The 11634-nt window shown below is 53.8% G+C and carries 11 protein-coding genes; 3 read left to right on the top strand and 8 right to left on the bottom strand.

What is annotated here, in order from left to right; translation table 11 throughout:
- Positions 1-62: 62 nt before the first annotated feature.
- From M2433_RS03670 to M2433_RS03660, 3 genes are all read right to left on the bottom strand, one after another.
- Complete coding sequence (locus M2433_RS03670; RefSeq protein ID WP_047348690.1) at positions 63-542, bottom strand: RrF2 family transcriptional regulator; 480 nt, start codon at positions 540-542, stop codon at positions 63-65.
- 137 nt (positions 543-679) lie between these two features.
- Positions 680-2068 (bottom strand): sensor histidine kinase, encoded by a 1389-nt coding sequence (locus M2433_RS03665; protein ID WP_429052918.1) that lies wholly within the window; start codon positions 2066-2068, stop codon positions 680-682.
- Entirely contained in the window at positions 2068-2745 is a 678-nt protein-coding gene (locus M2433_RS03660) for a response regulator (protein WP_429052917.1), read from the bottom strand. Before M2433_RS03660 ends, M2433_RS03665 begins: the two co-directional genes overlap by 1 nt.
- Positions 2746-2948: 203 nt before the next feature.
- Here M2433_RS03660 and M2433_RS03655 point away from each other — a divergent pair, with 203 nt between their 5' ends.
- Positions 2949-3785 (top strand): MipA/OmpV family protein, encoded by an 837-nt coding sequence (locus tag M2433_RS03655; RefSeq protein WP_429052916.1) that lies wholly within the window; start codon positions 2949-2951, stop codon positions 3783-3785.
- 167 nt (positions 3786-3952) lie between these two features.
- On the opposite strand, the gene M2433_RS03650 is transcribed toward M2433_RS03655, so the two are convergent.
- Complete coding sequence (locus M2433_RS03650; protein WP_429052915.1) at positions 3953-4501, bottom strand: hypothetical protein; 549 nt, start codon at positions 4499-4501, stop codon at positions 3953-3955.
- A gap of 246 nt (positions 4502-4747) precedes the next feature.
- On the opposite strand from M2433_RS03650, the gene M2433_RS03645 reads away from it, so the two are divergent.
- Positions 4748-5158, top strand: coding sequence for a VOC family protein (locus M2433_RS03645; protein WP_429052914.1), 411 nt, complete (start codon positions 4748-4750; stop codon positions 5156-5158).
- 16 nt (positions 5159-5174) lie between these two features.
- On the opposite strand, the gene M2433_RS03640 is transcribed toward M2433_RS03645, so the two are convergent.
- Both M2433_RS03640 and M2433_RS03635 read right to left on the bottom strand, forming a co-directional pair.
- Entirely contained in the window at positions 5175-5660 is a 486-nt protein-coding gene (locus tag M2433_RS03640) for a GNAT family N-acetyltransferase (protein WP_429052913.1), read from the bottom strand.
- 126 nt (positions 5661-5786) lie between these two features.
- Positions 5787-6194, bottom strand: a complete 408-nt coding sequence (locus tag M2433_RS03635; RefSeq protein ID WP_429052912.1) for a cell envelope integrity TolA C-terminal domain-containing protein — start codon at positions 6192-6194, stop codon at positions 5787-5789.
- 284 nt (positions 6195-6478) lie between these two features.
- Here M2433_RS03635 and M2433_RS03630 point away from each other — a divergent pair, with 284 nt between their 5' ends.
- Entirely contained in the window at positions 6479-8194 is a 1716-nt protein-coding gene (locus M2433_RS03630) for a SulP family inorganic anion transporter (protein WP_429052911.1), read from the top strand.
- 51 nt (positions 8195-8245) lie between these two features.
- Here the strand turns inward: M2433_RS03630 and dmsD are convergent, their stop codons facing one another.
- Both dmsD and ynfE read right to left on the bottom strand, forming a co-directional pair.
- A complete protein-coding gene (gene dmsD / locus M2433_RS03625) occupies positions 8246-8860 on the bottom strand; it encodes a Tat proofreading chaperone DmsD (RefSeq protein ID WP_429052910.1) in 615 nt (204 codons plus the stop codon).
- A 93-nt stretch (positions 8861-8953) separates the two neighbouring features.
- On the bottom strand, positions 8954-11392 hold the full coding sequence (ynfE, locus tag M2433_RS03620; protein ID WP_429052909.1) for a selenate/tellurate reductase subunit YnfE: 2439 nt from the start codon (positions 11390-11392) through the stop codon (positions 8954-8956).
- Positions 11393-11634: the final 242 nt, after the last annotated feature.

The raw sequence follows: 11634 nt of genomic DNA, 5'->3' as shown, positions 1-11634 counted from the left end.
ACGTTGCAGATAATAAAAAACCGCCTTCACAGTGAAGGCGGTTTTTTTGCATTCAAGAAAAATTAAAGCGCTTCTTTATACTTGGCGATAAGTTCAGGCACCGGATCGCAGCCGCTGGTATCGGCCTTTTTGACCTCTTCCAGGGCGCTTGCCACGGTATGGCGGGCCAGTACCGCCAGCGAAGCCTCCTCGGCCTCTTCGGAAATCGACTTGAAGTACCAGCACGCGTTAGCGCTGACCACGCAGCGGGCCGGCACGTCAGGGCGCGACGCCCACAGCTTTTTATCTTCGATGACCGAAAGGTAGATATCGCGCAGGGTGATCTCTTCCGGCGGGCGGCCAAGATGAATAGAACCATTGCGGCCAAGCGTCGAGACGATAATGCCGTCGCGCGTGAGCGGAACCATCAGTTTGCGGATGAAGCTCGGGTTCGCTTCCAGGCCGTAGGCCAGAATCGCACTCGTCGAACGTTCACCCAATTGCTCCGCCATCGCTACGCTGAGAACCATCTGCAAAGCTGTCGGGAAGCGGTAATCTAGCATTTTTGTATCCTGGGTTGCGGTGAATCTTGTTCTTTTTGGCACCGCAGAGGTGAATAAGCAATAAACAACAATATAACAAATACGGTAATTATTTTGAAGCAATCTGCGGCATTTGCGATCGAACACCCCGTTTCGGTTTAGCTAAACGTGCGGTTTGGGAAGTCGACCGTCACCATGAGACCGCCTTCTGCTGAAGTGCTCAGGTTTACGCTGCTGTTGTGCTGCTGCGCCACCGCTTTGACGATGGCAAGTCCCAGGCCGCTTCCGCTTTGGATCTGATTCGGGTCGCGGAAAAACCTGTCGAACACGCGCTCCCGCAGGTCAACCGGAATACCGGGGCCCGCGTCGGAAACGCGCAGCTGCGTGCAGCGATCGAGCGCACGCACGTCGACCTGAACCCGACCGCCCTCGGGGCTGTACTTCACGGCGTTCTCAATGAGGTTATCAACCAGCGACATCAGGCGTTCCCTGACGCCTGCGATCCAGATTTCATCCTCAGCGAAGAATTCCAGCTCGATCCTGCGTGCAGAGGCTAACGGTTCCAGCTCGGCCATTCGCTCCTGGATGAGCGTCGTCAGGGGCACGGGCACCATGTCCGTGTCAATGCGCGCTTCGCTGTGCATCATCAGCAGCAGCTGATTGACGAGGCGCGCCGCGCGGCTGTTGCTGCGAATAACCCCCGCCAGCAGCTCCTGCTGGCTCTCGCTGATGACCCAGGACTGCAGCGCCTCCACGTTGATGCGCATTGCCGCGAGGGGAGTCCGCAGCTCGTGCGCGGCATCACCAATGAAAACCCGCTCCCTTTCAGCGCTTTCACGCACTCTGGCAAGGAAGTCATTGGTTGCGTCCACCATCTGGCGAAGCTCCCTGTGTTTTGGTACAGCTTTTAAGGGGGAGAGATCGTCTGGCGTGCGTAACGTAATTTCATTGACCACCCTGTTCCAGGGGCGCATCGCAATGCGGATCGACATCCACGCGGGGAACAGAAGAAAAGGAATACAGACCAGCAGCGGCATGATGTAGTAGCCACGCGAGTTCAGATAGATGAAGAAGTTCCAGCCGCCGGCCGGGGTGAAAAGGGTGACCTCAACGTCGGAATGAGCGGATTTAAGGGTTCGGCTGGTCCAGGTACGACCGTCGCTCTGAACCCGCTGCATTTCCCCCAGCCGGGTATTGGTTACCCCCGTTGGGGCACCAGGCGATGAAAAAACAATCGCGTTATTTTTGCGCACGATGAAGTTGATTGACAGCGCGGGATCTTCACCGCCGCCATAGCCCTCCCGCAACGCTTTGCTGAACGCTGCCAGCACGGCGGTACGATCCTGCGGGCGTTCGTCCATCCGCTCAACGAGGGTAAAAAGGGTTTCGTACGTCTTGCTGCCCGTGAGAATGGGAGGACTGCGCAGGTCCTCCCACAGAATAAAGGTTAAAAAAAGACACCACAGCAGGGTAAGCAGCAGCATCTGGGCGATGATAATTCGCCGCACCAGCGTCGGGCGGCTCAGGTGATACCAAAAGCTTCGCATTAACCGGTCACCTTCTGGACAGAGACGGTATCAATGACATAGCCAACCCCACGTACCGTTCGCACATAGCCGTCGCCGATTTTTCGCCGCAAATTACCCATATGCACGTCGAGCGCGTTGCTGAGGTTTTCTTTGTTGCCGAATATCCTCTCTTCCAGGAACCGTCGCGTAAGCACGCGGTCAGCGCGCAGCATCAGCGTTTCAAGCAGGGCGTATTCGCTGGCCGTCAGGTCAACGTGGCGTGCGCTCACCGTCACGCGACGCGTCGGCACGTGCAGAGACAGTCCGCGAATTTCAATTGCCTCATTTTCAAAACCGTAGCTGCGTCGCGCAAGGGCTCTCACTCTCGCGAGCAGCTCGGCAAGAACAAAGGGTTTGACGAGATAGTCGTCTGCGCCCGCATCCAGCCCGCACAGGCGATCCTGCAGCGTACCTCGCGCCGTCAGGATGATAACGGGGATCCCCTTAAGCTGATGGCGCAAGCGCGTCATCAGGCTCATGCCATCGCCATCAGGAAGCCCCAGGTCGAGCAAAATAAGTTCGGGCACGCAGACGTCAAGCTGATGCAGCGCATCCTCCTTCCGGCGAACCCATATAACGTCAAATCCCTGATCTGAGAGGGCGATACGTACGCCGTTGCCGAGATCCAGGTCGTCTTCAATAAGTAGAATTTTCACATTAGTTACTGTATCGGCAGTGAATGAAGAACATCTTAAGAAAAAAACGGTATCAGGTAATCTGTCCGGGATACAGCACCCGCGCGCGCTTCAGTCTTTCTTCATTTTCGGCTCATAAGAACCTTAGGGTCAGTATTCAAAATGGGCGTTCTGGCGTTTAACCGCCTGCATCGTCATCATTTGAATCCATAAGGACGTCCTTAATGAGAAACATCGAACTGCGTCATACGTTCCCCCATTTATTCCCGGGCCGCCGCCTGAAAAACATCGTACCGGGCATCGTGCTGGCCCTAATGGCCTCCCCAACGCTGGCGGCAGAGCAGGGCCAGGGCAATGTGTTAACCCTGGGGGGCGGCGTGGACGTCGCGCCACGCTACTCGGGTTCAGATAAAACCCGCGTCAGCGCGGCGCAGGTGGTGGATTACTCCATGGCCAATGGTTTTTTTATCGGCACCACGCGGGGGATCGGTTACGGCAACAGCATCGGCAACCTGGATTACAGCGCGGCGCTGAGCTATCGCATAGGCCGTAAAGACAAAGACGTGAGCAGCGATTCGATCAGCTCCGGCAGCGACGAGCTGCGAGGCATGGGTGAAATAAAAGGCTCGGCTATCGTGGTGCCGGGGCTGGGATACAGGGTGACCGACTGGCTTAATCTTCAACTGCAGGCTGAGGTTCCAGTTTCTGAGAGAGACAACGGCGAGGCGGTACACTTCGGCATTTCCAGTCCGCTCTATACTTCACCGAAAAATGCGGTCACGCTGGCGCTGACCGGCAGCTGGGGCTCCGACAAGTATATGCAAACGTACTACGGGGTCAGCGCCGCCCAGTCGGCCGCATCGGGGTTTGCCCGACATGACGCCGGTGCCGGAATTTATGCGTATTCGCTGAATCTTGACTGGACCCACAGGCTCACCACGCGCTGGAGCGTGCTTGCCGCAGCGGGCGTGACGCAGCTGGCGGGGGATGCTGCCGATAGCCCCATTGTGCAACGCAAGACGTCGCCTACGGGAAGTTTGAAGGTGACGTACAGTTTTTGATTCTTGGTTGCGGCTGCTTAACATTTTGAGCGCGCACGTACGTTAATCTGAGCCGCTCCGGTATCGAGAACGGGGCGGTCCGCATTGCTGGCAGCGGCCATCATGGACCATCTCAAACCTTGTGCTTTAATTATGCAGTAACAGCACTGCACTCGCGGATGAAAGATTTATCTAAAACTCCATTGCGCTGTAATGACAAATACGGAGGGTATGATAATACCCACATCCATTCCAAAATAAGACGTAAAATTATACTGAAATCCATGATAAATGTAGGGTGAAAATCCTATTCCTGTCGCTTTTTTAAAATCATGGTATGAGCCATGGTCGCCACAATCATCGAAAGTATCAAAGAAAAATTCACCTACATATCCATAGATTCCCTTAAAAACCCAACCGTTATCCCATCCGGCCCAATCTCTTCTGACGCCGGCAGCCAGGCATCTGTCATTAAAGCTGTTTTTCATTGTGCCCAGCAAAACGCTGTATTTCGACGTGTCCGAGAATTTCCTCTCTACGGATATAAACTTATTTTCAAAGTTCTCCGTGTATTGTCCGCGATTATGTGTCAGATGATAAACGTATGAGCCAGTGTTAATTGAGTACAGATCTATTTCATCTGCAGAGCAATGCAATGTAACCAGATAAAAACCTCCACACCACAGCCATGCGGGGTATCTTTTCCGATGCATCTGCTTATTCGGAATATGATCCATATTCACTCACTTTAGCTAACGTACTGAAATTATGGGAGGGATTTCCAGCCTGAAGTTGTACAAATTTTAGCACACATAAGGAAGCTTGAGATACTCACGTCACGGGTTAGGGGGCTGAGATACTCTTACAGAGCATGTTCTACAAACCATTTCGTCATGCTTAAAATTTGCCTGTTCTATGCCACTTGATTCATCACCTCCTGGTATAATGTCCGCTCAGATAAACGGCAAAGAGGATGTGAAAAGATGCTGACCTATATCACTATAGGTACAAATGACCTTCAGCGCGCCGTGGCGTTTTATGACGCTGTTTTTAACGTGCTTGGCTACTCACGTCTGCCCGCCTGGACAGAGGAGTGGGCAATATGGGGAGATGAAAATAATCCGGATGAGGGGTTCAGCTTCTGTATTTGTCCTCCTTTTGACGGGCATCCCGCAACGGCGGGAAACGGGACAATGATCGCATTCAGAGCAGATAACGCGGACCTTGTCAGACGGTTCCATGCGGCAGGCCTTCTTGCGGGTGGGAAGAATGAAGGCGCGCCGGGTACACGAACCGCGTACGGACCCGATTTTTATGTTGCCTATCTGCGCGATCCCGATGGGAATAAGCTGGCATGCGTTTGTCAGCATTATTCTCCTGAAGCAGAGACGTAATCATCTCAATAATACTTTAGTCGGCGCTGCGGGCAAGCTCATTTAATGTTTGATCATAAACCCTGTGATAGTTAACGCTCTTGATAATCTGCGCACCGAGAGATTCATAAAACTTCTGTGCCAACGGATCTGCCGCCACCGATAACCAGTCGAGTTGCAAACAGCCGCGCTCCTTGGCGCGGCTGGCTATAAACCCCATAAGCTTTCTCCCCATTCCTTTTCTTCTGAAAGGAGCAGAAACAAAAAGCTCTTTGATAAACATTTGCCCACTGAAACGCGGTGAGGGGTACAGCACAGATATACATGAAAACGCAGCGATGACTCCATCACAAACCACTTTGTGAACCTCTGTACTGGAGTCGGCAGCAAAGACCTTTTCCTTCAGATATAAGGACATTTCACGCCTGGTCAAGCAAAGCTTCGGGTTATAGTAAGTTTCCATCTCAATAAAAATATCCGTTAAATCATCATATTCGTATGGTTTACAGATGGTGATGTGCATGTATACCTCTATGAGCGAAGACCGGATTTCCATCCTGCGAAACGAGGTCATTCTAACGTGACCGGCAATAATGAAAACAGATCATGGCTACTTTCAATTCAGCCGATGGCCGCTTCTGACATGAAGCTATCCGCGCATGTCGAAGCGGGATTTTTGAAAATCTCTATAAACTTCCGAATTGCTGAAGGCCGGGAATTTGGCTTTTTGGGCGGCCGATGTTAACGCTTCGCAATAGGCTCTATTGCCGTTGCTGGTTGAGATATTTAAAGGCGTGCCATCCGGAGCAAATTCAATATGCAACCTGCATTTTTTCCCTTTCCAGTTTTGCGGCTCTTGAATTTCGGCATTGATTGCCGCCCTGATTGCCCGCGCCTGAGCGCCCCATTCATCCCGATCGTCCCAGCGTCCTGAACCGCAATTACCCGTTGCCGTGGTCTTATGGCAACCGGAAGGGTGTAGCGGTGTGCATCCCGCGGCCAGGTTCACCAGTAGAGCCACCATAGCGATTTTCTTTACTGCCTGAGACATTTCCATTTCTTACCCTGCAATCCATTTAAGCTTCAGTAACGTTTAAATATTGTTCCGTAATTCCTGACCTCTTTTCAACTACCAATAACGGTTCACAGCGTCGGCGTCCTGGCCGCCGGTTCCACCTCCGGCTAACCGGTCGTTTTTGAACTATGTTTAACACCAATCAAAGTAGTTAAGTATTTACAGGACCCTAGCGGCGGGGCCTCCGTCCGGAGCATTTGAAAGCCAGAACCTCACTTAAAAGTGTGCCAACATTTCGCGGGTAATATTCATGTCCGGAGAATAACGTGTTCGGAAAGCTATTGTTGAACTACATGCCAGGGTTACAAAATTTGTTGGCCTACGATAAAAGCTGGCTAAAAGATGATGTTAAAGCCGGGTTATCCGTTGCGGCTGTCGCGCTACCCGTTGCGATTGCTTATGCTGAGCTGGCGGGGGTTGGGGCGATAGTCGGGCTGTATTCCTGCGTTTTACCGATGATAGCTTACGCACTGTTTGGCTCTTCACGTCAGCTTATTGTGGGCCCTGATGCCACAACCTGCGCGGTGATTGCGGCCGTCGTGTTTCCTCTTTCTGCGGGAAATCCCGAACTGCACTGGCAGCTGACGATCGTCATGACATTGATGATGGGCGGATGGTGCCTGCTTGCCAGTAAATTTCGCCTGGGCGCGCTTGCCGATCTGCTTTCTCATCCCATTCTAACTGGTTTACTTAATGGCGTAGCCGTGACGATTATTGTCGGGCAATTAGGCAAGGTTTTGGGGATAAAGCTAGATGAAGCGCAGGTTATTGAGAAAATAATGGCTTTGCCAGGCCGAATTTCAGACAGCCATTTATTAACGATAGGGATATCGCTTTTAACGTTAATTATTTTAATGGTTATCAAAACGTATCGTCGCCACTGGCCGGCACCTTTGATTGCCATAGTGATAACAACGGCACTGGTATGGGGAACCTCTGCGCAACAGTACGGTATTGCCACCATTGGGGGAGACGGCTTCCAGTCTGGTTTACCCGTCGTTCACTGGGGGGCGTTCCAGCCCGGTCCCATGCGTGATTTAGTGATCCCGGCGCTGAACCTGGCTTTGGTCAGCTTTGTCAGCCTGATGCTGACCGCGCGCAGCTTCGCCGCGAAAAATGGCTATGAAATTGATGCCGATGCTGAGTTCAGAGCGCTGGGTATTGCGAACCTGATGTCTGGGTTATCTCAGGGGTTTGCTATCAGTGGCGCCGATTCCCGGACCGCGGTTAATGATTCCTCCGGTGGGAAAAGCCAGCTGGTTTCCGTAGTCGCAGCATTACTCATCGGTATCGTGGTGGTATTTTTCACTCAGCCACTGCAGTTTATTCCGGTATCTGCATTGGGTATCGTTCTGATGTACGCATCGTGGTCATTAATTGATTTACGTGGGATATGGAACCTGAGGCGAAGAAATAAACAGGCATTTCGCCTGGCCTTCTTCACGTTTGGCTGTGTTTTAATTATCGGCGTTATCCAGGGGATCGGCCTTGCGGTGTTGCTTGGGCTGTTACAGTTCCTGCGTACAGTCTTTCGTCCCTCTGAGCACTTACTGGGCACTGACGAAAATGGAATGATTCACTCATTAGGCAATACAACCGATATAAAAATGGTCCCCGGCGTGCTGATGTATCGATTTAACTCGCCGTTGACCTATTTCAATGTGGCTTATTTTAAGCGCCGGGTGTTGAACCTGGTTGATGGTGCAGCGTTACAGCCTAAATGGGTGATTATTGATGCCGTGGCTTGCTTCACTTATTCAGACATCAGCGTTCTGGCAACCATAAATGAGTTAAAGCGCGACCTGAAAGCTCGGCAGGTTACGTTAATCCTGGCGGGCAGGAAAACGGAATTAACGCGCTGGTTTAAAGATAGTCGGCCAACAATGAATGATGATGACATGATTCTGGCGCCAGACCTTTATCTGGCACTCCGGTTCATTCAAAGCAAAGAGAGCGCGAGCGAATCGGGTGCTGAGGTGTAAACCAAACCCGGGTAAAAGGCTTGCTCGCCACCCGCACGCAAGCCACACCCCCTAGCGATACAGCGTCTTTTCCGTAACCGGAATAACCAACCCGGATCGCCAGTCCGCCAGCGTCAGCTGCGCCAGCCTGCCCAGCGCGGTATAAAACGGGTGCCCGGCCTTATCGACAAACACCGAGAGGAAGCGGGTGCTCCACGGCAGCAGATGCCACGCAAGAAGCTGAGCGCACTCCGCGTCGCGGCCATTCTCGGCCAGCCATGCCGCCAGCAGCAGCAGGGTACCGAAATGATCTTCCGGCTCATTCTGCTGCATCTCAAAAGCAATGCTGTTTTCCCGCATCCACTGGCGCAGCGCGAGGGTCGAGTCGCCAAACAGCACGGATTCGCGGTCGAGCCAGACGGAGCCCCACGGCGGAGCGGGCAGGGCATAAGGACCGATAAACAGCCGTTGCCAGGCGTCCGTCAGCGGCTCATCGGCAGGCGCGGTAAAGGATTCGGCAACGGACTGCAGCATTTCCGGCGGTAGGGGCCAGTCCTGAACCCAGTCGCCAGCGGTGAGAGCCTGCACCAGCGGCGCTGCCTGTTCGCTGTCGGGTGAGAAATAAAACAGCGCGCCCAGTACGCGGGCGCTAAACGCGAACGATTCACGCTGTGAGACGTCTTTCATTACATCTTCCTTGTTCGCGCGGATTTCGCCCGCGCGACGGTGTTAAACCAATTGATAGACCATAGAATAAACCACGGTCACTCGCTTCTCTTTCTAGATCTTCTCGATCTGCACCAGATTGGTGTGCTGCGAGTTGCCTTTTGCCAGCGGCGACGGGCGGTGCGTGGTCAGGGTATTGATGCATGACCCGTGGTCGATGCGGTCACCGTTCATATTGGCGTCGTGCCAGGCACCCTGGCCCATGGCGCTCACGCCGGGCATGATGCGCGGCGTGACTTTCGCTGCAATTCGCACCTCACCGCGGTCGTTAAAGACGCGCACCGGATCGCCGTTCTTAATGCCGCGTTTTTCGGCATCCACAGGATTAAGCCAGACCTCCTGACGGCAGGCCGCTTTCAGCACGTCGACGTTGCCGTAGCTTGAGTGGGTACGGGCTTTGAAGTGGAAGCCAAACAGCTGCAGCGGGAACTGCGCGCGTTCGGGCGCATCCCAGCCGTCAAAGGTCGAGGCGTAGACGGGCAGCGGGCTGATGGTTTCATCCTTTGCCAGCTCCCAGGTGGCCGCAATCTCCGCCAGCTTGCTGGAGTAAATTTCAATCTTGCCCGACGGCGTTTTCAGCGGATTGGCTTCCGGGTTCTCGCGGAATTTTTTATAGGCCACAAAGTGTCCGTTCGGATCTTTGCGCTTATAAATGCCCATTTTTTTCAGTTCGTCATAGGACGGCAGCTTAGGGTCTTTTTCGAGCATTTTGGCATACAGGTACTGCAGCCACTGCTCCTGCGTGCGTCCTTCGGTGAATTTCTGATGGACATCCGGGCCGAGGCGTTTCGCCACTTCGCTCATGATCCAGTAGATGGGCTTGCGCTCAAACTTCGGCGCGGTCACGGGCTGGAGGAAAATCAGGTAGCCCATGTTCCCGGCGTAATCGTTAGGAATGATGTCTTCCTGCTCGACGGTCATTAAATCCGGCAGCAGGATATCGGCATATTTTGCCGATGAGGTCATAAAGTTGTCGATCACCACGATGGTTTCGCACTTGCTTTCATCCTGCAGAATATCGTGGGTTTTATTGATATCGGAGTGCTGGTTGATGATGGTGTTGCCCGCGTAGTTCCAGATGAACTTAATTGGCACATCCAGCTTATCCTTGCCGCGCACGCCGTCGCGCAGGGCGGTCATCTCCGGCCCGCGAGCGATGGCGTCCGTCCAGCTAAAGCAGGAAATTTGCGTTTTGACCGGGTTATCCGGTAGCGGCATACGCTCGATGGTAATGGTGTACGTCGACTCACGCGCGCCGCTGTTACCGCCGTTGATGCCTACGTTTCCGGTCAGGATTGGCAGCATCGCGATCGCGCGGGAGGTCAGCTCCCCGTTTGCCTGACGCTGTGGCCCCCAGCCCTGGCAGATATAGGCCGGTTTTGCGGAGCCAATTTCGCGCGCAAGCTTAATGATGCGATCGGCGGGGATGCCCGTAATGCGGGAGGCCCACTCAGGGGTTTTCGCCGTATTGTCCTCGCCCTGACCGAGAATATACGCTTTGTAGTGACCGTTAGCGGGCGCACCTTCCGGCAGCGTTTTTTCGTCGTAGCCAACGCAGTATTTATCCAGGAACGGCTGGTCAACCAGGTTTTCGTCGATCAAGACCCAGGCGATACCCGCCACCAGCGCAGCATCGGTGCCCGGGCGGATCGGGATCCATTCATCTTCGCGTCCGGCGGCGGTGTCGGTGTAGCGCGGGTCGATAACGATCATGCGGGCGTTAGAGCGCTCGCGGGCCTGCTCCAGATAGTACGTAATCCCGCCGCCGCTCATGCGCGTTTCCGCCGGGTTATTGCCGAACATGACCACCAGTTTGGTGTTTTCGATGTCGGACGTACTGTTGCCGTCGTTGCTGCCGTAGGTGTAGGGCATCGCGCAGGCGATTTGCGCCGTGCTGTAGGTGCCGTAGTGGCTCAGGAAACCGCCGTAGCAGTTCATCAGGCGCGCCACCAGTGAAGCATAAGGAGAGGAGCGGGTGATATTGCCGCCGACAATGCCGGAGGAGTAGTTGATGTAAACCGCTTCGTTGCCGTATTTGGCCACCACGTCTTTCAGGCTGGCGGTGATAATGTTCAGCGCTTCATCCCATGTGATGCGCTCGAACTTGCCTTCACCGCGTTTGCCCACGCGTTTCATCGGGTAGTTCAGACGGTCAGGATGGTTAATGCGACGGCGAATAGAGCGTCCGCGCAGGCAGGCGCGCACCTGATGGTTACCGTAAATATCCTCGCCGGTGTTGTCCGTTTCGACCCAGTATACTTCGTCGTCCCGAACGTGCAGACGCAATGCGCAGCGGCTGCCGCAGTTGACCGAGCAGGCGCCCCAGACCACTTTATCATCGGCTACGTTCATGGCGTTTTGCACCGCGGCGGCAGCGCGTTTCACGCCAAAGGGTAATGATAAACCGCCGGCGGCAAGCGCCAGAGAACCTATGGCTGTAGATTTCACGAGTGTTCGACGACTAATTCCGCCGTGATGTTCAATATCGGACATGGCTCACCCCATCATTATACCCGTCATACTTCAAGTTGCAGGTGCGTTGGCTGCACTCACTCACCCCAGTCACGTACTTATGTACGCTCCTGGGGATTCGTTCCCTTGCCGCCTTCCTGCAACTCGAATTATTTAGGGTAGAAAGTTGCGTATTATTTTTCCCGTAATTACAACCGGGCTAATGATGGGGTGAGTGTTACTTATTTGGGGGTATGAGATCTTAATCCTCATCAAATCAACGG

Origin of the sequence: Enterobacter sp. AC1 (assembly GCF_050434705.1) — a bacterium.
Taxonomy (GTDB): Bacteria; Pseudomonadota; Gammaproteobacteria; order Enterobacterales; family Enterobacteriaceae; genus Enterobacter; species Enterobacter cloacae_L.
The sequence above is the reverse complement of the archived record's forward strand: the minus strand, read 5'-3'. Positions and strand labels throughout refer to the sequence as shown.

Excerpts from the sequence above, each read along its gene's own strand:
- M2433_RS03670 (WP_047348690.1), bottom strand. The coding sequence starts at position 542 with ATGCTAGATTACCGCTTCCCGACAGCTTTGCAGATGGTTCTCAGCGTA.
- M2433_RS03665 (WP_429052918.1), bottom strand. The coding sequence starts at position 2,068 with ATGCGAAGCTTTTGGTATCACCTGAGCCGCCCGACGCTGGTGCGGCGA.
- M2433_RS03655 (WP_429052916.1), top strand. The coding sequence starts at position 2,949 with ATGAGAAACATCGAACTGCGTCATACGTTCCCCCATTTATTCCCGGGC.
- M2433_RS03650 (WP_429052915.1), bottom strand. The coding sequence starts at position 4,501 with ATGGATCATATTCCGAATAAGCAGATGCATCGGAAAAGATACCCCGCA.
- M2433_RS03645 (WP_429052914.1), top strand. The coding sequence starts at position 4,748 with ATGCTGACCTATATCACTATAGGTACAAATGACCTTCAGCGCGCCGTG.
- M2433_RS03640 (WP_429052913.1), bottom strand. The coding sequence starts at position 5,660 with ATGCACATCACCATCTGTAAACCATACGAATATGATGATTTAACGGAT.
- M2433_RS03635 (WP_429052912.1), bottom strand. The coding sequence starts at position 6,194 with ATGGAAATGTCTCAGGCAGTAAAGAAAATCGCTATGGTGGCTCTACTG.
- dmsD (WP_429052910.1), bottom strand. The coding sequence starts at position 8,860 with ATGAAAGACGTCTCACAGCGTGAATCGTTCGCGTTTAGCGCCCGCGTA.
- ynfE (WP_429052909.1), bottom strand. The coding sequence starts at position 11,392 with ATGTCCGATATTGAACATCACGGCGGAATTAGTCGTCGAACACTCGTG.